Origin of the sequence: Streptomyces alboniger, from assembly GCF_008704395.1 — a bacterium.
Taxonomy (GTDB): Bacteria; Actinomycetota; Actinomycetes; order Streptomycetales; family Streptomycetaceae; genus Streptomyces; species Streptomyces alboniger.
Window position 1 is genome coordinate 5,974,167 of record NZ_CP023695.1, and the last position, 23,256, is coordinate 5,997,422.

19 protein-coding genes are annotated in these 23,256 nt (G+C 69.8%); 13 read left to right on the forward strand and 6 right to left on the reverse strand.

What is annotated here, in order from left to right:
• Position 1: 1 nt before the first annotated feature.
• Entirely contained in the window at positions 2-1,972 is a 1,971-nt protein-coding gene (locus tag CP975_RS26705; protein WP_055535316.1) for an ATP-dependent DNA helicase, read from the forward strand.
• A 103-nt stretch (positions 1,973-2,075) separates the two neighbouring features.
• Here CP975_RS26705 and lexA read toward each other — a convergent pair whose 3' ends face one another.
• A complete protein-coding gene (lexA, locus tag CP975_RS26710; protein ID WP_030778599.1) occupies positions 2,076-2,861 on the reverse strand; it encodes a transcriptional repressor LexA in 786 nt (261 codons plus the stop codon).
• A gap of 495 nt (positions 2,862-3,356) precedes the next feature.
• Here lexA and nrdR point away from each other — a divergent pair, with 495 nt between their 5' ends.
• Both nrdR and CP975_RS26720 read left to right on the forward strand, forming a co-directional pair.
• The gene (nrdR, locus tag CP975_RS26715; protein ID WP_055535314.1) at positions 3,357-3,902 is read left to right on the forward strand and encodes a transcriptional regulator NrdR; all 546 of its coding nucleotides are present in this window, start codon (positions 3,357-3,359) and stop codon (positions 3,900-3,902) included.
• Between the two features lie 139 nt (positions 3,903-4,041).
• Positions 4,042-6,945 carry a vitamin B12-dependent ribonucleotide reductase gene (locus tag CP975_RS26720; protein WP_055535312.1) on the forward strand — a complete coding sequence of 968 codons (2,904 nt, stop codon included), beginning with the start codon at positions 4,042-4,044 and terminating at the stop codon, positions 6,943-6,945.
• Between the two features lie 143 nt (positions 6,946-7,088).
• On the opposite strand, the gene CP975_RS26725 is transcribed toward CP975_RS26720, so the two are convergent.
• The gene (locus CP975_RS26725) at positions 7,089-7,673 is read right to left on the reverse strand and encodes a TerD family protein (RefSeq protein WP_150477424.1); all 585 of its coding nucleotides are present in this window, start codon (positions 7,671-7,673) and stop codon (positions 7,089-7,091) included.
• A gap of 110 nt (positions 7,674-7,783) precedes the next feature.
• Here CP975_RS26725 and CP975_RS26730 point away from each other — a divergent pair, with 110 nt between their 5' ends.
• Both CP975_RS26730 and CP975_RS26735 read left to right on the forward strand, forming a co-directional pair.
• The gene (locus CP975_RS26730) at positions 7,784-8,608 is read left to right on the forward strand and encodes an arylamine N-acetyltransferase family protein (RefSeq protein WP_055535308.1); all 825 of its coding nucleotides are present in this window, start codon (positions 7,784-7,786) and stop codon (positions 8,606-8,608) included.
• Between the two features lie 33 nt (positions 8,609-8,641).
• Complete coding sequence (locus tag CP975_RS26735) at positions 8,642-9,247, forward strand: YdbC family protein (protein ID WP_150477425.1); 606 nt, start codon at positions 8,642-8,644, stop codon at positions 9,245-9,247.
• 88 nt (positions 9,248-9,335) lie between these two features.
• Here the strand turns inward: CP975_RS26735 and CP975_RS26740 are convergent, their stop codons facing one another.
• Positions 9,336-10,061: a TetR/AcrR family transcriptional regulator gene (locus CP975_RS26740; protein WP_150477426.1), complete on the reverse strand. Its 726-nt coding sequence runs from the start codon at positions 10,059-10,061 to the stop codon at positions 9,336-9,338.
• 162 nt (positions 10,062-10,223) lie between these two features.
• Here CP975_RS26740 and CP975_RS26745 point away from each other — a divergent pair, with 162 nt between their 5' ends.
• The 5 genes from CP975_RS26745 (at position 10,224) to CP975_RS36655 (ending at position 15,520) form a co-directional block, all read left to right on the forward strand.
• A complete protein-coding gene (locus tag CP975_RS26745) occupies positions 10,224-11,834 on the forward strand; it encodes an ATP-binding cassette domain-containing protein (protein WP_055528073.1) in 1,611 nt (536 codons plus the stop codon).
• A gap of 34 nt (positions 11,835-11,868) precedes the next feature.
• Positions 11,869-12,528 carry a histidine phosphatase family protein gene (locus tag CP975_RS26750; protein ID WP_030778611.1) on the forward strand — a complete coding sequence of 220 codons (660 nt, stop codon included), beginning with the start codon at positions 11,869-11,871 and terminating at the stop codon, positions 12,526-12,528.
• A gap of 12 nt (positions 12,529-12,540) precedes the next feature.
• Positions 12,541-13,449, forward strand: coding sequence for an ADP-ribosylglycohydrolase family protein (locus CP975_RS26755; protein ID WP_055528070.1), 909 nt, complete (start codon positions 12,541-12,543; stop codon positions 13,447-13,449).
• A 501-nt stretch (positions 13,450-13,950) separates the two neighbouring features.
• Complete coding sequence (locus tag CP975_RS36650) at positions 13,951-14,829, forward strand: DUF4153 domain-containing protein (protein ID WP_425474280.1); 879 nt, start codon at positions 13,951-13,953, stop codon at positions 14,827-14,829.
• Positions 14,765-15,520 (forward strand): DUF4153 domain-containing protein, encoded by a 756-nt coding sequence (locus tag CP975_RS36655; RefSeq protein ID WP_425474281.1) that lies wholly within the window; start codon positions 14,765-14,767, stop codon positions 15,518-15,520. The genes CP975_RS36650 and CP975_RS36655 overlap by 65 nt, the downstream gene beginning before the upstream one ends.
• Before the next feature lie 76 nt (positions 15,521-15,596).
• Here CP975_RS36655 and CP975_RS26765 read toward each other — a convergent pair whose 3' ends face one another.
• Complete coding sequence (locus CP975_RS26765) at positions 15,597-17,066, reverse strand: MFS transporter (RefSeq protein ID WP_246201827.1); 1,470 nt, start codon at positions 17,064-17,066, stop codon at positions 15,597-15,599.
• 473 nt (positions 17,067-17,539) lie between these two features.
• On the opposite strand from CP975_RS26765, the gene CP975_RS26770 reads away from it, so the two are divergent.
• The 3 genes from CP975_RS26770 to CP975_RS26780 all read left to right on the forward strand — a co-directional run bounded on the left by CP975_RS26770 (position 17,540) and on the right by CP975_RS26780 (position 19,746).
• A complete protein-coding gene (locus CP975_RS26770) occupies positions 17,540-18,154 on the forward strand; it encodes a TetR/AcrR family transcriptional regulator (protein WP_055528069.1) in 615 nt (204 codons plus the stop codon).
• A 102-nt stretch (positions 18,155-18,256) separates the two neighbouring features.
• On the forward strand, positions 18,257-18,958 hold the full coding sequence (locus CP975_RS26775; protein ID WP_030778621.1) for a ribonuclease HII: 702 nt from the start codon (positions 18,257-18,259) through the stop codon (positions 18,956-18,958).
• 80 nt (positions 18,959-19,038) lie between these two features.
• A complete protein-coding gene (locus CP975_RS26780; protein WP_150477427.1) occupies positions 19,039-19,746 on the forward strand; it encodes a hypothetical protein in 708 nt (235 codons plus the stop codon).
• Positions 19,747-20,092: 346 nt separating this feature from the next.
• On the opposite strand, the gene CP975_RS26785 is transcribed toward CP975_RS26780, so the two are convergent.
• Both CP975_RS26785 and CP975_RS26790 read right to left on the reverse strand, forming a co-directional pair.
• The gene (locus tag CP975_RS26785; RefSeq protein WP_055528067.1) at positions 20,093-20,731 is read right to left on the reverse strand and encodes a hypothetical protein; all 639 of its coding nucleotides are present in this window, start codon (positions 20,729-20,731) and stop codon (positions 20,093-20,095) included.
• Between the two features lie 219 nt (positions 20,732-20,950).
• Complete coding sequence (locus CP975_RS26790) at positions 20,951-23,140, reverse strand: RecQ family ATP-dependent DNA helicase (protein WP_055528066.1); 2,190 nt, start codon at positions 23,138-23,140, stop codon at positions 20,951-20,953.
• Between the last annotated feature and the right edge of the window lie 116 nt (positions 23,141-23,256).

The window sequence follows — 23,256 nt, forward strand, 5'->3', positions numbered from 1 at the left end:
TATGACGAAGCCCTCCCTCCCCGAGCTCCTGCACGCCGCCGTCACCGCTGTCGGCGGCACGGAGCGCCCTGGCCAGGTGTCCATGGCCGAGACCGTCGCCGAGGCGATCGACGACGGCTCCCACCTGCTCGTCCAGGCCGGCACCGGCACGGGCAAATCCCTCGGCTACCTCGTGCCGGCCCTGGCGCACGGGGAGCGCGTGGTGGTCGCCACCGCCACGCTCGCCCTCCAGCGCCAGCTCGTGGAGCGGGACCTGCCGCGCACCGTGGAGGCCCTCCATCCGCTGATGCGCCGCCGCCCCCAGTTCGCGATGCTCAAGGGCCGTTCGAACTACCTGTGCCTGCATCGGCTCCATGAAGGCGTGCCCCAGGAAGAGGAGGAGGGCCTCTTCGATCAGTTCGAGGCGGCCGCGCCCACCAGCAAGCTGGGGCAGGACCTCCTGAGGATGCGGGACTGGGCGGACGAGACCGAGACGGGCGACCGCGACGATCTCACCCCCGGGGTCTCCGACCGTGCCTGGTCCCAGGTCTCCGTCTCCTCCAGGGAGTGCCTCGGCGCCTCGAAGTGCGCCTATGGGGCGGAGTGCTTCGCCGAGGCGGCCCGCGAGCGCGCCAAGCTCGCCGACGTCGTCGTCACGAACCACGCGCTGCTGGCCATCGACGCCATCGAGGGCGCCCCCGTCCTTCCCCAGCACGAGGTGCTGATCGTGGACGAAGCCCATGAGCTGGTGTCCCGCGTCACGGGCGTGGCCACGGGAGAGCTGACCCCCGGGCAGGTCAACCGCGCGGTGCGCCGCGCGGCCAAGCTTGTGAACGAAAAGGCGGCGGACCAGCTCCAGACCGCTTCCGAGGGCTTCGAGCGGTTGATGGAGCTGGCCCTGCCGGGCCGCCTGGAGGAGATCCCCGAAGACCTCGGGTACGCGCTGATGGCCCTGCGTGACGCCGCGCGCTCGGTCATCACCGCGCTCGGCTCCACCCGGGACAAGTCGGTCCAGGACGAGGACGCGGTCCGCAAGCAGGCGCTCGCCTCCGTGGAGTCGATCCACGACGTGGCGGAGCGCATCACCAACGGCTCCGAATGGGACGTCGTCTGGTACGAGCGGCACGACCGCTTCGGGGCCTCCCTGCGCGTGGCGCCGATGTCCGTGTCGGGCCTCCTCCGGGAGAAGCTCTTCGCCGACCGCTCGGTCATCCTCACCTCCGCCACGCTCAAGCTCGGCGGCGACTTCAACGGCGTCGGGGCATCGCTCGGCCTGGCCCCCGAGGGCACCGAGTCCGAGGACGCACCGCAGTGGAAGGGCCTCGATGTCGGCTCCCCGTTCGACTACGGAAAACAGGGCATCCTGTACGTCGCCAAGCACCTGGCCCGGCCCGGGCGCGAGGGCACGCGCAGCGACATGCTCGATGAGCTGGCCGAGCTGATCGAGGCGGCAGGCGGGCGCACCCTCGGCCTGTTCTCCTCCATGCGTGCCGCTCAGAGCGCCGCCGAGGAGCTGCGGGGCCGCCTGGACATGCCGATCCTCCTTCAGGGCGAGGAGACCCTGGGCGAGCTGATCAAGGGCTTCGCGGCCGACGCGCGGACCTGCCTCTTCGGGACGCTCTCGCTCTGGCAGGGCGTGGATGTGCCCGGCCCCAGCTGCCAGCTGGTGATCATAGACAAGATCCCGTTCCCGCGTCCTGACGACCCGCTGATGAGCGCCCGCCAGAAGGCGGTCGACGAGGCCGGCGGCAATGGGTTCATGGCGGTCGCGGCCACGCATGCGGCTCTTCTGATGGCGCAGGGCGCGGGTCGTCTCGTACGAGCGTCCGGGGACCGCGGCGTCGTGGCGGTCCTGGACCCCAGGCTGGCCACCGCGCGCTATGGAAGCTATCTGCGGGCTTCGCTGCCCGACTTCTGGTACACGACGGACCGTAATCAGGTGCGCCGCTCCCTGTCCGCGATCGACGCGGCGGCGAAGACGGCCGAGGCGTAGGAGCCCCGGTGCCGAGGCGGGCTCGGGGCCGGCCCTCGGGGCGGACGCAGCAGGGCCCCGGAACCGGCGCAGTTGGTTCCGGGGCCCGGTCAGGGGCGGAGTCTCATACCCGCCGCAGCACCGCCACGACCTTGCCGAGGATCGTCGCCTCGTCGCCGGGGATCGGCTGGTACGCGGAGTTGTGCGGGAGCAGCCAGACGTGCCCGTCCTCGCGCTTGAAACGCTTGACCGTGGCTTCGCCGTCCAGCATGGCGGCCACGATGTCGCCGTTCTCGGCGACGGGCTGGCGGCGCACCGTGACCCAGTCGCCGTCACAGATCGCGGCTTCGATCATGGAGTCACCGACGACCTTCAGTACGAAGAGCTCGCCGTCGCCCACCAGCTGCCGGGGGAGAGGGAAGACGTCCTCCACCGACTCCTCGGCGAGGATCGGGCCACCGGCCGCGATGCGGCCGACGAGCGGGACGTACGAAGCGGCCGGCTTGCCGGTGGTGTCGGTGGGCTGGCTGCTCGGCTGGTCCGAGCCGCGCACCTCGTAGGCCCGCGGGCGGTGCGGGTCGCGGCGGAGGAAGCCCTTGCGCTCCAGAGCCATCAGCTGATGGGCGACCGAGGAGGTGCTGGAGAGGCCCACCGCCTGACCGATCTCCCGCATGGACGGTGGGTAGCCGCGCCGCTGCACGGAGTCCCGGATGACCTCGATCACCCGGCGTTGCCGGTCGGTGAGTCCTGAGCTGTCGGCGCGGATGCCTGGAGGTCGCCCTGGCAGGGAGCGCGTGGGCTTGGGCCCCTCCTGGTTCGTGGCTGCGTCATTCATGGCATGCACCGGCTCGAGTCGGCTCTGGGAGCGGTCCTGGGCAGTGATGGTGGCGCTGTCTGCGGTGGTGGTCACGTCGGTCGGCCCCTCTCGAGATGTTCTCTCCCTAGCTAGCCAACGGTAGTTGCTTTCGAAAGGTTGCGCCAAACACACGTTCGAGTGAAAAATCGAAGATTACCTGACGTGATCAGGGATCCAGGTGTATGGCTGACGCCCGTGCCGAACGGCAATTCGGTTCATTACGGTACGCTTCACCGCCGGGGTCGTGAGCCCTTCGGTGGAGCTCCAATACTGCCACCCGGCGCCCCGTCAACCCGGCACCGGCCCCCGCCCCGAGCGGCGTGAGGGGCGGCTTCGTAGACCTGAGGCGTTCCGGGGCCGTGCGACACGCGTGGGGCGGAAAAGCGACCAAACCCCAGATCTAGTGGTTGGATTGCGGCAGCAGCCCAGAAGTTGTGGTCCCTGGTCTTTCAGGGGCTTGGGCATCGCCTATGCTTGGGGCTGCTTCGAGGGCCCCACGGGCCCCGTTGAGGCTTATGAGTCGTGCCATGAAGGAGGGTTGGGAGTTCCATGCACTGCCCCTTCTGCAGGCACCCCGACAGCCGCGTAGTCGACAGCCGCACCACTGACGACGGCACGTCGATCCGAAGGCGCCGCCAGTGCCCTGACTGCTCCCGTCGTTTCACGACCGTGGAGACGTGCTCACTGATGGTGATCAAACGCAGCGGCGTGACCGAGCCCTTCAGTCGTACGAAGGTCATCAATGGCGTCCGCAAGGCGTGCCAGGGACGGCCGGTCACCGAGGACGCTCTTGCTCTGCTCGGCCAGCGGGTCGAGGAGGCGGTGCGCGCCACCGGAAGCGCCGAGCTGACCACCCATGACGTCGGGCTGGCCATACTCGGTCCGCTGCAGGAGCTCGACCTCGTCGCCTACCTGCGCTTCGCGTCCGTGTACCGGGCATTCGACTCGCTCGAGGACTTCGAGGCTGCCATCGGGGAGCTGAGGGAACAGCGGCTCGACGCGGAGCCGCGCGGCGCGGGCGGAGAGCGCGTCGTGAATGACAGCGGGCCTGGAGGGACTGTCGGAGTCCCGGTGCCCGCCACCGCCGCCGACTGATCGGCCGATCGGCCGGCCGGCGGCAAACCAGACCTGTTGCGGGTCTCCTTCTGTGATGCCCCGCAACGCCAGAAACACATCCGTGTCACGGGAAGATCGTGGCACTTCAGGGCGTTTTAGCCTGAAACAGGGAGGCGGCATGACCGAGACGACGAGCGGCCCGGCACGAGGTTCCCGCGCCAAGGGATCCAAGGCCAGCAAGGGTCTGCGCATCGAGCGCATCCACACGACCCCCGGCGTGCATCCGTACGACGAGGTGGTCTGGGAGCGCCGTGACGTCGTCATGACCAACTGGCGCGACGGCTCGGTCAACTTCGAGCAGCGTGGCGTCGAGTTCCCCGACTTCTGGTCGGTGAACGCGGTCAACATCGTCACCAGCAAGTACTTCCGCGGGGCCGTTGGTACCCCGCAGCGAGAGACCGGCCTCAAGCAGCTGATCGACCGCATCGTGAAGACCTACCGCAAGGCCGGCGAGGACTACAGCTACTTCGCCTCGCCCGCCGACGCCGAGATCTTCGAGCACGAACTGGCGTACGCCCTCCTGCACCAGATCTTCAGCTTCAACTCTCCGGTCTGGTTCAACGTCGGTACGCCCCAGCCGCAGCAGGTCTCCGCCTGCTTCATCCTGGCCGTCGACGACTCCATGGAGTCGATCCTCGACTGGTACAAGGAAGAGGGCATGATCTTCAAGGGCGGTTCCGGCGCCGGCCTGAACCTCTCCCGGATCCGTTCCTCCAAGGAACTGCTCTCCTCCGGAGGCAACGCCTCGGGTCCCGTCTCCTTCATGCGCGGTGCCGACGCCTCCGCCGGAACGATCAAGTCCGGTGGCGCCACGCGCCGCGCGGCCAAGATGGTCATCCTCGACGTCGACCACCCCGACATCGAGGGCTTCATCGAGACCAAGGTCAAGGAAGAGGAGAAGATCCGCGCCCTGCGCGACGCGGGCTTCGACATGGACCTGGGCGGCGACGACATCACGTCCGTCCAGTACCAGAACGCCAACAACTCGGTCCGCGTGAACGACGAGTTCATGAAGGCCGTGGAGTCCGGCTCCAAGTTCGGCCTGCGCGCCCGGATGACCGGCGACGTCATCGAGGAGGTCGACGCCAAGTCGCTCTTCCGCAAGATGGCCGAGGCCGCCTGGGCCTGCGCCGACCCCGGCATCCAGTACGACGACACCATCAACGCCTGGCACACCTGCCCGGAGTCCGGCCGGATCAACGGCTCGAACCCGTGCAGCGAGTACATGCACCTGGACAACACGTCCTGCAACCTCGCCTCGCTGAACCTGATGAAGTTCCTGAAGGACGACGGCAAGGGCACCCAGTCCTTCGACGCCGAGCGCTTCTCGAAGGTCGTCGAGCTGGTCATCACCGCGATGGACATCTCGATCTGCTTCGCGGACTTCCCGACCCAGAAGATCGGCGAGAACACCCGCGCCTACCGCCAGCTGGGCATCGGCTACGCCAACCTCGGCGCCCTGCTCATGGCCACCGGTCACGCGTACGACTCCGACGGCGGCCGTGCCCTCGCCGGGGCCATCACGTCGCTGATGACGGGCACCTCGTACAAGCGTTCCGCCGAGCTGGCCGCGGTCGTCGGTCCCTATGACGGCTACGCCCGCAACGCCACGCCGCACAAGCGCGTCATGAAGCAGCACGCCGACGCCAACGCCTCGGCGATCCGCGTCGACGACCTGGACACGCCGATCTGGGCCGCCGCCACGGAGGCCTGGCAGGACGTGATCCGCCTCGGTGAGAAGAACGGTTTCCGTAACTCCCAGGCGTCCGTCATCGCCCCGACCGGCACCATCGGTCTCGCGATGTCCTGCGACACCACGGGCCTGGAGCCCGACCTCGCCCTGGTGAAGTTCAAGAAGCTCGTCGGCGGCGGCTCGATGCAGATCGTCAACGGCACCGTGCCGCAGGCCCTGCGCCGCCTGGGCTACCAGGAGGAGCAGATCGAGGCGATCGTCGCCCACATCGCCGAGAACGGCAATGTGATCGACGCCCCGGGCCTGAAGACCGAGCACTACGAGGTCTTCGACTGCGCCATGGGTGAGCGCTCCATCTCCGCGATGGGCCACGTCCGCATGATGGCCGCGATCCAGCCGTGGATCTCGGGCGCCCTCTCCAAGACGGTCAACCTCCCGGAGACCGCCACCGTCGAGGACGTCGAAGAGGTCTACTTCGAGGCCTGGAAGATGGGCGTCAAGGCGCTCGCCATCTACCGCGACAACTGCAAGGTCGGCCAGCCGCTCTCCGCCAAGAAGAAGGAGGCGGAGAAGACCGAGATCACCGAGAAGGCCGAGGACACGATCCGCGCCGCGGTCGAGAAGGTCGTCGAGTACCGCCCGGTCCGCAAGCGCCTCCCCAAGGGCCGTCCCGGCATCACCACCTCCTTCACGGTGGGCGGCGCCGAGGGGTACATGACCGCCAACTCCTACCCCGACGACGGTCTGGGCGAGGTCTTCCTGAAGATGTCCAAGCAGGGCTCCACCCTCGCGGGCATGATGGACGCCTTCTCGATCGCCGTCTCGGTCGGTCTGCAGTACGGCGTGCCCCTGGAGACGTACGTTTCCAAGTTCACGAACATGCGCTTCGAGCCGGCCGGTATGACGGACGACCCGGACGTGCGGATGGCGCAGTCGATCGTCGACTACATCTTCCGCCGCCTGGCGCTGGACTTCCTGCCCTTCGAGACGCGCTCCGCGCTCGGCATCCACTCCGCCGAGGAGCGTCAGCGTCACCTGGAGACGGGTTCGTACGAGCCGTCGCTCGACGACTCCGAGGTCGACGTCGAGGGGCTGGCCCAGTCGGCTCCGCGGCAGACCGAGTCGCTGAAGGCGGTCGCCACGCCGAAGGCTGAGGCCGAGGCGGCCAAGCCCGCCCCGCAGCAGGCGCACACCAGCGCCGAGCTGGTCGAGATGCAGCTGGGCATCCAGGCCGACGCGCCGCTGTGCTTCTCCTGCGGTACGAAGATGCAGCGGGCAGGCTCCTGCTACATCTGCGAGGGCTGCGGCTCCACCAGCGGTTGCAGCTGATCCGGGGGGTCAGCCTCCTGAAGCCGGCTGACGGCTCAGGAGGCTGACCGCTCACGAAGGGGACCGGCGCCGTGCCGGTCCCCTTCGGCGTGCCTGGCACCAGGTTTCGGCGTGTCCCGCGTCAGGTGTCGGCGTGCCCGGTGTCAGATTTTGGCGCCCATGAGGGAGGCGAATTCCGTCGGACCGGCGTCGAAGCCGCGGATGACCTCGCGGAACGACCACGCCCCGGACTCGTCCCTGGTGAACTCGGCGACGGTGGAGGCCGTGTGCGCGGCGACGTCGGCCAGATCGCTCTGTGCCAGCTCCGTGTAGCCCTCGCGGATCCTCACCGTGGTGTTCGGGATGTCGCCGAACACCCTCTGTCCTTCCTGCTGTTGGATCGCGACGCCCACCACCACGCGCGTGTACGTGGGCGCGAGCCGGTCCAGCTCCAGGACCATGACCTCGTCGAAGCCGAAGCCCTGGCCCGTCCTGCTGTCGCGGTTGAGGGTGATCGTGCCGTCGGGGGAGCGACTGTCGAAGTGCACGAGGTAGACGGGGTTTCCGTACGGAGCGTCCGACGCGTACGTGGCGGCGATGATGTCGAGGTCGTTGGGAGAGGAACCGGCAGGGCTCGGGTCCCACTTGAGACCGACTTCGACCTTCTCGATTCCCTTGCTGACACTGCTCACTGGGCTTCCCCCTCCTCGTGACCTGGCACTGCCGTTCCGCCAGGATGTCCCACCCACACGCTACGGCGCATGACTGACAACGGTGTAGCGTCCCTGGCCAGGAGCGCGCAACAGCACGGCGGCCCACGCAGATTGGCGCTCGCCGCGGCTACGGAGATCATTGCCCCATGACATGGAACGGGGAAGAACTGGATTTCGACGCCTATCTGGCGAGACTCGGGCACACGGGGGAGACGAAGCCGGATCTGCACACTCTGCGCGCGCTCCACAGGGCGCATGTGGCGGCGATCCCCTTCGAGAACCTCGAAATGATGCTCGGGCGACCGGTCCCGCTGGATCTCGCGGCGTTGCAGGACAAGATGGTGCGCAGGCGGCGGGGCGGCTACTGCTACGAACAGAACCTGCTCTTCGCGGCGGCCCTCGAACGTATCGGCTTCGACGTCATCGGACTTGGGGCACGCGTGCGGGCCGGAGCCTCCACCACGCGCGCGGTTACGCACATGCTCCTCAAGGTCGAGGCGGACGGGGAGGAGTGGCACTGCGATGTCGGCTTCGGCGCCGACGGGCTGCTCGAGCCGATCCGGCTGCGCGACGGGGTGGAAGCGCGGCAAGGAGATTGGCGTTACCGGATCGACCGCGAGGGCGACGAGGGCCCGCTGGTCCTGCGGACGTGGCGTTCCGACGGGTGGTTCGATCTGTACGCCTACACCCTTGAGCGGCGTCTACCCGTCGACTACGTAGTGATGAACCACTACACGTCGACCCACCCCAGGTCGTCCTTCATACGACAACCGGTGGTGCAGAAGGCCGCTCCGGAGGCGCGTCGCAGGCTTGTGGGCGATCAGCTGAGCGTGACGCACCCGGACGGCTCGGTGGTTCAACAGAGCGTTCCTGTGGGCGAATTGGCGGGATTTCTCGCTCGCAAGTTCGGTATTGAGCTGGATGCCGACGATTCGGCCGAGCTGATCAGGGTGCACTACGCCGGAGCATGACCCGGGCCGCGCGCCGCGCCGTACGATGGCGCGGTGCTGGTCAAGTGGATTCGCTGCACCGTGGTGGACCGTCGGGGGTTCGAGCGAGGGCAGCGAAAGTGGGCGGGGCTTTTGGGTGAGCCGGGGTTCCGGGGGCAGGGCGGGGGGTGGAGTCGAGAGCGGGCGGGTGTCGCCCATGTCTTCGCCTTCTGGGAGAGCCGCGCCTTCTACGACTCCTTCATGGCCCGCTCGCACGACCGTCTGGCGGCCGCGCAGGGGGGCACGTACAAAGATCTTCAGGCCAAGCTCTTCGATCACCGTTTCGACGTGAAGACGGGGTTCGAGCCGCGCTTCACGGACGCCGACGTGGTGCGCGTCGCGCACTGCCGGGTCCGTGAGGAGCGTGTGGATCACTTCGCCCTGATGCAGGAGAAGGTCTGGAATCCGGCGATGGCGGGATCGCCCGGAATGGTGCGCGGGCTCTTCGGCGAGGCGCCCGGACATGAATTCCTCGTGCTCTCCATGTGGCAGTCCGCCGCCGAGCACGGCAAGTACCGCGTCGAACGGGTGGAGCGTCTCTCGTTGCGCGCGCAGACGGACGCCGATGTCTCCGCTCTCGCCGGGGACATCGTGCAGTTGGAGCCGTCGTGGACGGTGTGAGTCGGAGCCGTCGTGGACGGTGTCAGTCCGTGGCGCGGGCCAGGTGGTCCTGGGGTCGCAGCGGGTCACGTGCGGGCCGGGGCCGCCGTCACCGTCTGGTGAACGCCCCCGCGCGTGCGGCGGCGACGGCAGCCGCCGCCGACTGGTCGGCGAGAGCCGTGTCGATCGGTTCGCGGGTGATGAATACGCGGAGCAGCAGAGGTGCCGTCACGGCACGCACGAGCGCCGCGGGGTCGATGTCCGGGGCTGCCTCACCGCGCTCCACCGCGCGGGCGACGACTGCCTCGCAGCGGCTGAACCGTTCGGCATAGAAGGCGTGGAGGGCTTTGGCGGCCCGTTCCGACTGGAAGGCCGCGGCGATGAACGCGGTGGGTGCCGCGGCCGCCACCTCGTCGGTGAAGGAGTCGACCACCTCCCGGGCCAGTTCGCGCAGATCCCCCTCCAGACTGCCGGTGTCCGGCGCGGTCCATGTGTCCTCGCCCGCCATGTCCAGGGCGTCGGCGACCATCCCTTCGAGGCCGCCCCAGCGGCGGTACAGCGTGGTCTTGTGGACGCCCGAGTGATCGGCGACGTACTCGACGGTGAGACCGGGGTAGCCGTGGTCGGCGAGACCGCTCAGCACGGCGTCGCGGACGGCGGCACGGGTGCGGGCCGTGCGGCCGCCGGGGCGACGGGTGCCGGGGGCGGCCGTCGCCCCCGCCGACTCGTCCCCGTCTCCGCCTGACCGGCTCAGCCGTTCCTTCCCCTCGGGTGCGCGCTGCTCGGTGCCGCGTACTCGACCGCTCTGACCAGCGGCAACACGTTTGTCGGTCATGACTCGCCCCTCTCTGACGTCCCGTGCCGGGACGTCTGTCCGCCCCACTCCCGGGGGGATTTATCGCAACCGCTGTTGCGTTAGCCCGCGCAGTCTGTCACGCTCACTTTAACGCGACGATGGTTGCGTTTGATGGATGTGGTTTCGAAACCGGGGGTGCCCTTGCCTACTCAGATCTCTCTGCACGGCGTGACCAAGGCCCGTGGCGAGCGGCTGCTGTTCGACGGCGTGTCCCTCGCGGTCAGGCCGGGCGAGCGCATAGGCGTCGTGGGTGAGAACGGCGCGGGCAAGTCCACGTTGCTGCACCTGATGTCCGGCGACGAACAACCCGACGAGGGTGAGGTAGTGACCGTCGCCGAGCAGGGGGCGGGTTTGCTCGCGCAGACTCCCCAGCTGCCCGCGGACCGCCGGGTCGGGGACGCGATCGACGCTGCACTCGCCGAGCTGCGGTCCATGGAGCGGCGGCTGCGCGATCTCGAAGCCGGGCTCGGCTCCGCCACCGGACAGGCGCTGGGGGAGTACGGCGATCTGCTCACCGCTTTCGAACTGCGCGGCGGCTATGAGGCGGACGCGCGCGTGGACAAGGCGATGCACGGCCTCGGGCTCGGACGCATCGGCAAGGACAGGACCCTTGGCAGCCTGTCCGGCGGCGAACAGGCACGGCTGGGCCTGGCCTGCCTGATCGCGGCCGCGCCGGAAGTCATGCTTCTGGACGAGCCGACCAACCATCTGGACGAGGGGGCGCTGGACTGGCTGGAGGGCGCCTTGACGGCACATCGCGGGACGGTCGTCGCGGTCTCCCATGACCGCACATTCCTGGAGCGGGTCGCCACCGCGATCCTCGAAGTGGACGCCGACCGCAGGACAGTGGCGCGCCATGGCGGCGGCTATCAGGGACTCCTCGCCGAACGGGCAGCCGCCCGCACGCGCTGGGAGCAGGAGTACGCGCGATGGTGCGAGGAGACGAGCCGTCTCCAGGAGTTCATGGCCACCACCGCCCACGCCGTCGCGGGTGGCCGCGCGATGAAGGACAACAACAAGATGGCGTACGACCGGGCAGGAGGCCGGGTCCAGGCCTCGGTCGCGAGCCGCGTACGCAACGCGCAGGAGCGGCTGCGCAAACTTCGTGAGCAGCCGGTCCCCAGGCCCCCCGAGCCGTTGAGGTTCGCGGCGCGGCCCGCGACGGGAGCCGCCGAAGGGGCGCTGGTGACGCTGCGGGACGTGCGCGTGGGCGAGCGGCTCGCCGTGGACGAGCTGACCGTGTCGGCAGGCGAGCGGTTGCTGATCCACGGAGGTAACGGCGCCGGGAAGTCCACCCTGCTGCGCACCATGGCGGGCGCCCTGGAGCCTGATGAAGGAACTGTCGTCCGCAGAGGGAGGATCGGCTATCTCGCCCAGGAGATACCGGTAGGGCGACCCGCTGAACGCGTCCTCGAAGTGTTCGGCAAGGGCCTCGGGCTGACCGAGGAGGAACAGACGGAAGTGCTGCTGTCATACGGCCTCTTCCGGGACCGCGACCTGCATGTCCCGGTGGGGGCGCTCTCCGCCGGGCAGCGCCGCAGGCTGGCCCTCGCACGCCTGCTCGCCAGACCCGCGGACCTGCTCCTGCTCGACGAGCCCGCCAATCACCTGGCGCTCGGCCTGGTCGAGGAACTGGAGGCGGCGCTCGATAAATGGACAGGCGCGCTGGTCGTCGTCTCGCACGACCGGTTGCTGCGCCGGCGTTTCTCGGGCCGAATACGCCGGATGGAGTCCGGACGGCTACCCGGCTGACCCGCTCGACTCCGCGCCGATCTAGGGTTTCCGCATGGCACGCCCGCGGCGCATCATCCTGGTCCGGCACGGCGAGTCGGCGGGCAACGCCGACGACACCGTGTACGAGCGCGAACCCGATCACGCGCTAGCACTCACCGAGACGGGCTGGGCCCAAGCGACGGACGTGGGAGAACGGCTCCGCGAGGTGCTCGGCCAGGAGCGGGTGAGCGTCTACGTCTCGCCGTACCGCCGCACACACGAGACGCTCCAGGCATTCCGGCTCGACCCCGAGCTGGTGAGGGTGCGAGAGGAGCCGCGGCTGCGGGAGCAGGACTGGGGCAACTGGCAGGACAGGGACGACGTGCGCCTACAGAAGGCGTACCGGGACGCGTACGGGCACTTCTTCTACCGTTTCGCGCAGGGCGAGTCGGGAGCCGATGTCTACGACAGGGTGGGGGCCTTCCTGGAGAGCCTCTACCGGAGCTTCGAGGCCCCGGACCATCCGCCCAACGTCCTGCTCGTCACGCACGGGCTCACCATGCGGTTGTTCTGCATGCGCTGGTTCCACTGGTCGGTGGCCGAGTTCGAATCGCTCTCCAACCCGGGGAACGGGGAAATGAGGATGCTGGTGCTGGGCGAGGACGGCAAGTACGCGCTGGACCGGCCGTTTGAACGCTGGCGCGAGCCGGAGCCGTACGGCGTCACCGGATAGAGTGGCAGGGCGATGACCGCTGACTTCTCTCCCGACCGGCGCCTGGAGCGCGCTCTGGCCAGCCTGCGCGGACTGGCGGTGGGGGACGCGCTGGGCTCCCAGTTCTTCGTGCCCGCGCACTACCCGCTGCTCAAGCACCGACAGCTGCCGGACGCCCCGTGGCAGTGGACCGACGACACCGAGATGGCCTGCTCCGTGCTGGCCGTCCTCACCAAGCACCACCGGATCGACCAGGACGCGCTCGCCCAGTCCTTCGCAGAGCACCACGACTTCGACCGCGGGTACGGCCCTGCCGTGAACCGGCTGCTGAGGCAGGTTCGTGAGGGCGGGGACTGGCGTGAGCTGGCCTCGGCGCTCTTCAAGGGGCAGGGGTCCTGGGGCAACGGCGCGGCCATGCGGATCGCCCCGCTCGGCGCCTGGTACGCGGACGACCCGGAGCAGGCGACGCACCAGGCGGAGATCTCGGCCTACCCCACGCACCAGCACCGGGAGGCCGTGGTCGGCGCCATGGCGGTGGCCGCTGCGGCGGCGCTGACGGCCGATCCCGCGGGTCCGCCCACGCCGAAGGCGCTCCTCGACGGCGTCATCGCGCTGGTACCGCGCAGTGCTGTGGGAGCGGGGCTGCGCAGGGCGCGGGACATGCTCGACTACGGGGACGCGGCGACGGTCGCCGCGGTCCTGGGATGCGGGCGCCGCACGACGGCCCATGACACCGTGCCCTTCGCGCTGTGGTCGGCCGCGCGTGGCCTCGGGGCGTACGAGCGGGCCATCTGGGAGACCGCCCAGGTGGGTGGCGACATGGACACCACCTGCGCCATCGTGGGAGGCGTCATCGCGTCCGGGGACGGTGGGGCGCCGCCCGTGGAGTGGCTGGAGCGGACCGAGGCGCTGCCGGGCTGGGTGCCCGTCGGGAAGGCCTGATTCCGGACGTTGCCGACAGGCCGGGCGATCCGAGGTCACGGTCGTGCCACAGCGGAGTTCACGGCGGGAGCTGGGGGCGGCCGCGTGGATAGGCTGATGCCGCCCGCTAGTTGATCTTGACGTGCGTGCGTTGAACGAGATGCCGGTCCCGGCAGCCCTGCGGCCACCTGTCCACGCCGCGTGCCGCGCGGATGAACCGGCCGGGAGGGGGTCCCGTGTCCGACACACCAGCCGACGGCGACACATCAGCCGAAGGCGCCAGACCACCGGGAGGCGATGCGGCGCAGGCGCCAGAGCCGTCTGCGCCCGAAGCCTCTGGGGCTGAGCCGTCTGAGCCCGAGCCGCCGGGTGGCGACCCGCGAGGGCGTCGAGGCCGCTGCGGACAGCGCAACCAGCCGCTCCGAAGACCGGGCCGGTCCTCAGTCTGGGGTGCAACCGCAACCGCAACCGCAACCGCAACCGCAGGCACAGGCCCAGTCACAGGCGCAGCCCCAGGTGCCGGTGCAGGCCCCTGGGCCGACGCGGCACCCGGCGGGTGGAAGAGGAGGAGCGCCGCAGCAGCCCTACGGCGCCTGGGGTTACCCGATACCCGAGCAGGCCCCGCTCCTCGCCGATCTGCGGGCGGAGCCTCCCGGGCCCGTGCGGGCGGCCACGCTCTGGGCGGTGCTCGCCACCGGCGTACTGAGCATGCTGCTCCTCGGCGACGGTCTGGCGATCAATCTGTTGATCGTCGCCGTCCCGGCCACGCTCGCCGCCTATTTCGCCTCCAGGACGGCCGGTCGTCGGCCGCGCCCCTGGTCGCTGACGTGGGCGGTCGGCGGACTCGCGCTGCTGGTCGTGCCCGCCCTGCGTGACGCGGGATGGCCGTCGTTCCTCGCGATCGTCTCCTCGGTAGCGCTCGGGTCGCTCGCGCTGCACGGTTGCCGGACCTGGCTCGGGATACTCTTGAGTCCACTCGGCCTCTTCGACGCGCTCTGGAAGGGGATCGTCTGGGGCTGGCGCGGAGTGCGGGAGCGTGCGGGCAGCGCGCGCGGCGCCGGACCCGCGATGCGCGCGGCGGCGGTGTCCGCCGGGCTGCTCCTGGTCTTCGGCGCGCTGTTCGCCAGTGCGGACGCCGCCTTCGCCGACCTGCTCGGCGATCTGATACCGGACACCTCCCTGGTCGGCGTCCCCTGGCGCGTCCTGCTCCTGATCGTCGGTGCGGTCGGCGCGCTGGCCGCCGCGCACACGGCCGCCTCCCCCCTGCGGTGGGACCGGCTCGTGGTGAACCCCGGCCGAGCCCGCGGCCGTATGGAGTGGGGCACTGCCGTTGATCGTGCTCAACGTACTGTTCGCGGCGTTCAACGGAGTTCAGCTCGCGGTTCTCTTCGGCGGCTATGACGCTGTCCTCGACAAGACCGGCCTCTCCTACTCCGCTTACGCCCGGCAGGGATTCTGGCAGTTGCTCCTGGCCACCCTCCTCACGCTGCTCGTCATCGTGTTCGCACTGCGGTGGGCCCCGCGTGATGGTGCCAAGGACCGCACGTTGGTACGCGCGGTGCTCGGCTCGCTCTGCGCGCTGACACTCGTCGTGGTGGCTTCCGCGGTGCGCCGTATGGACATGTATGTAGAGGCGTACGGGCTGACCAGGCTCAGGATCTCGGTCGTCGCCGTGGAGTTGTGGCTCGGCGTGATCATCCTGTTGATCATGGCTGCCGGAGTCTGGGGCGCACGATGGTTGCCGCGCGCCGTCGCCGCGAGCGCCGCGGCGGGTGTGCTCGCCTTCGGCCTGCTGTCACCCGACGCGATGATCGCCGAGCGCAATGTGCAGCGGTACGAGGACACCGGCAAGCTCGACCTCGACTACGCGCGCCAGCTGTCCGCGGACGCGGTACCGGCACTCGACAAGCTGCCGGAACCACGGCGGTCCTGCGCGATCAAGCCCATCGCCGAGGATCTCGGCTCGGAGCGTGGCCCGTGGTACGCGATGAGCCTCGGGGAGTCCAGGGCCCGGCGGATCATCGAGGCACGGCCTCCCTCGGTGGACTGGGGAGTCTGTGATGAGGGACGTACGGGCGTCTCCTACCGCTGATACCGGCCGTCGGGCGGCAGCAGCTCGTCGAAGGCCCCACGCCGGACGGGACCTTCGAACGCGCGCTCGGCGGTGGTCAGATGGCCGAGGAGCCCGCCTTGCCGCTCAGCGCTTCCAGATCGCTCTTGCGGACCTGGATGACGAAGAGGGAGACGAGCGCCGCCGCGACCGCCAGTGAGGCCGCGGCGATGAAGGCGTTGCCGATGCCGTGGGTGAGGACGGCGTCGCTCCACGGCGCGGGGAGTTCGTGGGTCTTGGCGAACAGGGCCTTCTGCTCAGGTGTGCCTTCGGCAAGGAACTTCTGGACCTGAGTCTTCCCCTCGTCCTTGCCTGCCGTGCTGAACACGGTGGTGAGGATGGACAGGCCGAGCGCGCCGCCGACCTGCTGGGTCGTGTTGAGCATGCCGGACGCGGCACCGGATTCGCTGTCGGAGACGCCGGACACGGCGGTGAGGGTGAGGGTGACGAAGTTGAGGCCCATGCCGATGCCGAAGAGAAGCATGGGGCCCAGCAGGCCGCCCAGATAGGAGCTGTCGGGGTCGATGAAGGTGAGCCAGGCCATCCCGGTGGCCGTGAGGAGGCACCCCGACACCATGAAGGGCTTGGGACCGAGGCGGGGTAGCAGGCTGCTGGAGAGCCCCGCGCCGATGGCGATCGCGACGGCCACGGGCAGGAACGCGAGGCCCGCCTCGATGGGGCTGTAGCGCAGCACGTTCTGCACGAAGAGCACGATGAAGAAGAACATGCCGAACATCGCGGCAGCGAGGCTGAGCATGATCGCGTAGGTGCCGGAGCGGTTGCGGTCCGCGAACAGCTTCAGCGGGGTGATCGGTTGCGAGGTGCGTCGCTCGACGAAGACGAAGGCGGCGAGCAGCACCAACGCGGCAACGAAGGAGATGAGGGTGAGGTCGTCGCGCCACCCCTCCTCTGACGCGCGGATGAATCCGTAGACGAGAGAGGCCATGCCGAGGGTCGAGGTGAGCGCACCGGTCAGATCGAACCGTCCGGGATGGCGTTCGGACTCCCTGATGTAGCGCGGCGCGAGGACGGCGATGAGCACGCCGATCGGTACGTTGACGAACAGCACCCACCGCCAGTCGAGCCACTCGGTGAGGACGCCGCCCGCCAGGAGGCCCACGGCGCCACCGCCCGCGGAGACGCCGGCGAAGACACCGAAGGCGCGGTTGCGTTCGGGACCTTCGGGGAAAGTGGTGGCGATCAGCGCGAGGGAGGTCGGTGAGGCGATGGCGCCGCCGACTCCCTGTAGGGCACGAGCCGCGAGCAGCTGCCAGGGCTCCTGCGCGAAGCCGCCGAGGAGCGAGGCGAGCGTGAAGACGGCGATGCCGGTGATGAACATGCGGCGGCGGCCGAGCAGGTCACCGGCGCGCCCGCCGAGCAGCAGCAGCCCGCCGAAGGTGAGTGCGTAGGCGTTGATCACCCAGGTCAGGTCGCTGGTGGAGAACTCCAGCGCGGTCTGCATCTGGGGCAGGGCGATATTGACGATCGTGGCGTCGAGCACCACCATCAGCTGGCACGCGGCGATCACGGTGAGGGCGATGCCGGGGTGCGAGGGGCGTGCGCCGCGATGGGGCTCGGGCGCGGGTGATTGCGTATTTACCTGATCATGGGTCACGAGCGTTCCCCCGGAAGTGAATTAGTGAACGCATCCGTTCACTATGGGGGACGGTATCGACTCCCTGAGCGTGAACACAAGCGTTTTCGATGCGAGTTGGCCGCTCTGTGGGTGCCGTCACGCGTCGGTTGTGTCAGGAGCGGCGGCGGTTCCCGGCAGTGCGGTGGGTCACCCTCGCGCCCCCGGGTGACCGGACCGGCGGATATCGGACACGGTGCGGAGGGATCAGGCCGACATCGTCGGCCCGATCGCCGCTCGCGCCGGAGGCCGGGCACTTGGCTGTCGAAGGGAACCCGCCTGCCTGGCATGCTGGTCGAGGGTGAGGTGTCGCCGAACCCGCTTTTCGGGGATGGTGCGACGACTGCTCGCTCAACGGAGAGAAAACGATGATTACTTCGCGCTGGACGGCCACGCCCGCCCGGACGGCTGTCCCGCGGCGCCGGGGCGCCGTCCTCGAACAGGCGATCCTCGACGCCGCCCTTGAGCAGCTCAGCACAGTCGGCTGGAGCGGGCTGACGATGGAGGGCGTGGCTGCGGGCGCACAGACGGGGAAGGCGGCCGTGTACCGCCGCTGGCCGTCGAAGGAGGACCTCGTGGTGGATGCGCTGCGGGCAGGACTGCCGGCGTTCGACAGCGCGCCCGATCTCGGAAGCGTCCGGGACGATCTTCTGGAGCTGTGCGGAAAAATGCGCGAGGCGATGTTCTCGCGCCCCGGAGTCGCCCTCCGTGCCGTGCTTCACGAATGCGACACGGTGACGGCCGAGCGCTTCCATGACGTGATCTTCGAGGGGGTCATCGAGCCGGGCGTAAGGCTGATCAAGGAGGTCGTACGCCGTGGAATCGCGCGCGGAGAGGTGCGTTCCGGGGGGACGGACGACTTTGTCTGCGACGTCATTCCGGCCATGCTGATGTATCGCTCCAAGGTGTGCGGGAGCGAATGGCGGGACGAGGAATTCGAGGCCTTGATCGATCAGGTGATGGTGCCGCTGCTGCGTCGCTGACGGGCGGGCACGACGGCCGACCGGGCGGATCGGCGGAGGCTCCGAAATCACCGGGGACCTGGGTGTCGAGGAGGACCTCGGGCGGCGTAGGCTATTGGCGCCATGCCGTACGAAGCACCCACTCACACCGTCGAGCGCTCCTTGCGCGCCACCACCGGAGCGAAGATCGTCGCCGGTGTCGACGAGGTCGGCCGCGGTGCGTGGGCGGGCCCCGTCACCGTCTGTGCGGCGATCACGGGACTGCGCCGACCGCCCGCGGGGCTCACCGACTCCAAGCTGATCAGCCCCAAGCGGCGCACCGCGCTCGCGACGGAGCTGGAGAGCTGGGTCACGGCGCACGCCCTCGGGCACGCCTCGCACGAGGAGATCGACGAACTGGGGATGACGGCCGCGCTGCGGCTCGCCGCGGTGCGCGCCCTGGAAGGGCTGCCGGTCCGCCCGGACGCGGTCATCCTCGACGGCAAGCACAACTACCTCGGCACCCCCTGGCAGGTTCGTACGGTGATCAAGGGGGACCAGTCCTGCGTGGCCGTCGCCGCGGCTTCGGTCATCGCCAAAGTCCGGCGCGACAAAATGATGGCCGAACTGGGTATCGAACATGCAGACTTCGGTTTTGCGGCCAACGCCGGCTATCCGTCGCCGGTGCACAAGGCCGCGCTGGCGGAGCGGGGGCCCACCCCGTACCACCGGCTTTCGTGGGCGTATCTTGATGCGCTGCCCCAGTGGCGGCATCTCAAGAAGGCCCGCAGCTGGGCGGACGGAAACGTTCCGGAAATTGAGGGTCAGCTCGGCTTCGAGTTCTGACGCCTTTTCCGGCGCTTCCGATCGCACTCATGTGCCACCCGCCGACGCGAGTCGCATCGGCGTTTGATAGACAACACTTCATGCCTCTCATTCCCGAGGAGCCTCAGATTCACGAGAGTGCCCAGGGTCCCCGCGCCACGCCGGCCAGCGGCCGCACCGCGCCGACCCCCCGCCCCGTACCCGGTCCGCGTCCCGCGGCTCCGCCGCGCCCCGGCCGTCCGGGTCCCGCCCGGCCGATGCCGCCCGCGCAGCGCACGCCGCGTGATACGGCCGTCAAGCCCGGGCCTTCCGCCCCGGCTACTTCCGGTCCCTCCGTCACCGGCCCCTCCACTACTGGAGTGGCTACTTCCGGAGCGACTACTTCCGTAGCGCCCACCGAGAAAGCCCCCGCTGCCTCGGTTCCGCAGATCCAGCTGGTCCCGGCCTCGGCCGAGGGCGCGCTGGACGCGGCCGAGGAAGCCGTCGACCTGCTGCTGGACTCCGGGCGCGCGCCCGGGGAGGTCCTGGTGATCACCACCGGCGACCCGCACCCGTGGACCACGCACGAGCTGTCCTTCGGCGAGGCCGCCTACTGGGCCCAGCACGACGCGGGCGACGACGTCTTCTACGCCGACGCCTCGGCGCTGACCCGTGCGGCGTCCCGGCCTGTGGTCGTCGTCGCCGTCAACGGCGGCAGCGAGGAGACCGCGGTCGCCGCGCTCCCGACGGCCCTCACCCGGGCAGGCACCCTGCTGATCGTGTGCGGTGACCCGCAGCGGATCAACTCGATGCTGGGCGCGGGCGTCTGACGCCTCCGTCCGGCGTCTACGCCTGACGTCCGCGCCCGGCACCCGGCGTCCCCGACGCCTGTGCCCGGCACCGGACGTCCGGTGTGGGCCGGGCGCCGGCGTGACCGTCGGCAACGCCGGGGACTGCGCCGGGGTTGTGCCCGGCCTGCGGGTGACTGCGACAGCGCCGTGAGTGGGCTGGGCTTGCTTCCGGATGGTGCCGAGGCTGGTTCCGGGCCTGTGTCGGGGTGATGGCGGTGGCGCAACGGGCGACGGCTGTGCTTGCGTCCGTCGGAGCGGCGGAGAGATCCGAGCCGCCGTGCCGCGCGGGCTCCGGACCGCGGTCTGTGCGGCGGCGGGTGCCGTGTCAGCGCGCTGCCGCTCGACGGAGTACGTCCGAGGCCGCGCCTCCGGTACGAGGCGCCGGCGGATCGATCCCGGTGAACGCCTCGGGCTGCGAACCCGTGCTCGGTCTGCGGCCGCCGCGCCCCTCACCGAGCACCTGCCATCCGTCACGCGTCAGCGTGATGTACGCCCCGCAGCGCAGCCCGTGCAAGGTACAGGCATCCCGCAGTCCCCACATCCAGGCCCCGTCCTCCTGCGTCCAACGCGCGTCGCCGTCACGGCAGTAGAGCAGCACGGCGGTGCGCACCGGAGTACGGCGCCGCAGGTCGTGCGGGATGACCCGGCGCAACTGCGCGAGCAGCGCATTACGGAAGATCCAGCCGTCCGTCGCGGTCGCACGGCGGCTGAACGAGGCGCTGGCCCGGAGCCGTTCGTCCGGATCCAGCACCGCCACGACGGCCGTCGCGGGCGTCGGCTGATGCCTGAAGTGCAGGCCGCTGACGATCTCACGCGGATTGCGCAGCAACGGGATTCCCGCGGCTGACCACTCCGAGGGTTCGAGCATCCGGGCCAGACGGTGGGCGGAATCGGCGGACATCTCGGCCGGCGTCGAGGACTCCGGCAGCGACGCCGCATCGGACGGAGCGAATCCGAAGGTCACGGTCCTCCCTTCGGCTACGCGCCCCCTACTGAGGGGCGGGGTCGGACTGGGGGAGCGCACCGCGGCACAGCCCTACCGGGCCACGGGAACCGCGCGGGGAGCAATTCCAATTCTTCCCGTCGTCATGGCTTGCGGCAACGAGCAATTGGAGCCGCAAGCCAGTATCGGATGATGCGTCGTTTATATCCCTGCCCAACTCGTGGCCTCTCGACGCTCACCTCATCCCTGCACCGCCAGGACCAGCGGCAACACCCCCTTGGCCCCGGACCGGCGGAGCACGCGCGCGGCCATCGCGAGAGTCCAGCCGCTGTCGCTCAGGTCGTCCACCAGGAACACGGGGCCGTCGGCCTCCTGAAGCGCGGAGGCAAGCGCGGGAGGCACCGTCAGCGCCCCGTCCAGGGCACGCAGACGCTGTGCGCTGTTACTCCTGGGGGCCCGGCCGGTGTCGGCCCCCGGCGCGTACTCGATGGAACCGAGCAGCGGGAGCCTGCCGACCTCGGCGATCCGGGCTCCGAGCGACTGGATCAACTGGGGTCGGGTGTGCGAGGCCATGCTCACCACGCCGACCGGCCGGGTCTGTGCGTCGCCCCCACCCGAGGCCCAGCCACCGGGCCCCTTCGCCCAGTCCGCCAGCACTTCCACCACGGCCTTGGCCACGTCGTCGGGCACCGGCCCGTCCGGAGCCTGCGGGGCGAGCATGGGGCGCAGACGATTGCCCCAGCCAATGTCGGAGAGCCGCCCCAAGGCGCGCCCGCGGGCGGCCTGTTCGCCTGCCGGAATACGCCCCTTGAGCTCTACTCCGACCGCGGCCAGTCCGGTGGGCCACATCTTCCGCGGCTCTACGTCGACGCCCGGGCGCCCAAGCTCACCCTGCGCCGAGTCCAGCGCCGCGGGGGAAACCTCGTCGCCGAATCGCACCCCCGCGCAGTTGTCGCAGCGCCCGCAGGGGGCCGCGCCCTCGTCGTCCAATTGGCGCCGCAGGAACTCCATGCGGCAACCGGTCGCCGACGCGTACTCACGCATCGCCTGCTGCTCGGCCTGCCGCTGCTTGGCGACCCAGGCATAGCGCTCCGTGTCGTAGGCCCACGGCTGCCCGGTCGAGATCCACCCGCCCTTGACGCGCCGGACAGCTCCGTCCACGTCGAGGACCTTGAGCATCGTCTCGAGCCGTGAGCGGCGGAGCTCGACCAGGGGCTCCAGGGCCGGCAGCGACAGCGGCCTGCCCGCTTGGGCCAGGACGTCGAGTGTGCGGCGCACCTGCTCCTCGGGCGGGAAGGCCAGCGAGGCGAAGTAGTTCCAGATCGCCTCGTCCTCCTTGCCCGGCAGGAGCAGCACCTCGGCGTGGTCGACACCGCGGCCGGCGCGTCCCACCTGCTGGTAGTAGGCGATCGGCGAGGAGGGGGAACCCAGGTGGACCACGAACCCCAGGTCGGGCTTGTCGAAGCCCATGCCGAGGGCGGAGGTGGCGACCAGGGCCTTCACCCGGTTCCCGAGGAGGTCCTCCTCGGCCTGCTGGCGGTCGGCATTCTCGGTCTTGCCCGTGTACGAGGCCACGGTGTGCCCGCACTGCCGCAGATAGGCGGTCACTTCCTCGGCCGCGGCGACCGTGAGGGTGTAGATGATCCCGGAGCCCGGCAGATCATTGAGGTGGTCCGCCAGCCAGGCCAGGCGATGCGCGGCATTCGGCAGCTGGAGGACGCTCAGGCTCAGGCTCTCCCGGTCCAGAGGGCCACGCAGGACGAGGGCGTCCGAGCCGCCCCCGGTGCCGAGCTGCTCGGCGACATCGGCCGTCACGCGCGCGTTGGCGGTCGCCGTGGTGGCCAGGACCGGCACATCGGGCGGGAGGTCGGCCAGCATGGTGCGCAGCCTGCGGTAGTCGGGGCGGAAGTCGTGGCCCCAGTCAGAGATGCAATGCGCCTCGTCTACCACGAGCAGGCCGGTGGCAGCGGCGAGTTTGGGCAGCACCTGGTCGCGGAAGTCCGGGTTGTTGAGCCGCTCCGGACTCACCAGCAGCACGTCGACGTCGCCCGCGGCGACCTCGGCCTGGACGGTCTCCCACTCCTCTGTGTTGGAGGAGTTGATCGTGCGCGCGCGGATGCCGGCTCGCGCGGCCGACTCGACCTGATTGCGCATGAGGGCGAGCAAGGGCGAGACGATCACGGTGGGTCCGCTGCCGCGCTCGCGCAGCAGGGCCGTCGCGACGAAATACACCGCGGACTTGCCCCATCCCGTGCGCTGCACGACCAACGCCCGGCGCTTCTCGGCGACGAGCGCCTCGATCGCGCGCCACTGATCCTCGCGCAGCCGGGCACCGCCCGACGAGGGCGCCCCGCCGGATTCGGGGGAGGGGCCGCCGACGAGGCGGGCGAGGACGGCGTCGGCCGCCGTGCGCAGATCTTCGTTGCTCATGCCCCCATGCAACCCGATGGGTCGGACATTAGGCGAACGAGTCCGCGAGACTGTGGATAAGTCTTGGCGTGCCCCTGATCGAGGTTATCCACAGGGTAAACCGGAATCTTGCGATC

Bases quoted from the DNA above. Each gene is read 5' to 3' on its own strand.
- CP975_RS26730 (WP_055535308.1), top strand. From the start codon at position 7,784: ATGACATGGAACGGGGAAGAACTGGATTTCGACGCCTATCTGGCGAGA.
- CP975_RS26775 (WP_030778621.1), top strand. From the start codon at position 18,257: ATGCCGTACGAAGCACCCACTCACACCGTCGAGCGCTCCTTGCGCGCC.
- CP975_RS26705 (WP_055535316.1), top strand. From the start codon at position 2: ATGACGAAGCCCTCCCTCCCCGAGCTCCTGCACGCCGCCGTCACCGCT.
- CP975_RS26770 (WP_055528069.1), top strand. From the start codon at position 17,540: ATGATTACTTCGCGCTGGACGGCCACGCCCGCCCGGACGGCTGTCCCG.
- CP975_RS26755 (WP_055528070.1), top strand. From the start codon at position 12,541: ATGACCGCTGACTTCTCTCCCGACCGGCGCCTGGAGCGCGCTCTGGCC.
- CP975_RS26790 (WP_055528066.1), bottom strand. From the start codon at position 23,140: ATGAGCAACGAAGATCTGCGCACGGCGGCCGACGCCGTCCTCGCCCGC.
- CP975_RS26740 (WP_150477426.1), bottom strand. From the start codon at position 10,061: ATGACCGACAAACGTGTTGCCGCTGGTCAGAGCGGTCGAGTACGCGGC.
- CP975_RS26750 (WP_030778611.1), top strand. From the start codon at position 11,869: ATGGCACGCCCGCGGCGCATCATCCTGGTCCGGCACGGCGAGTCGGCG.
- CP975_RS26780 (WP_150477427.1), top strand. From the start codon at position 19,039: ATGCCTCTCATTCCCGAGGAGCCTCAGATTCACGAGAGTGCCCAGGGT.
- nrdR (WP_055535314.1), top strand. From the start codon at position 3,357: ATGCACTGCCCCTTCTGCAGGCACCCCGACAGCCGCGTAGTCGACAGC.
- CP975_RS26720 (WP_055535312.1), top strand. From the start codon at position 4,042: ATGACCGAGACGACGAGCGGCCCGGCACGAGGTTCCCGCGCCAAGGGA.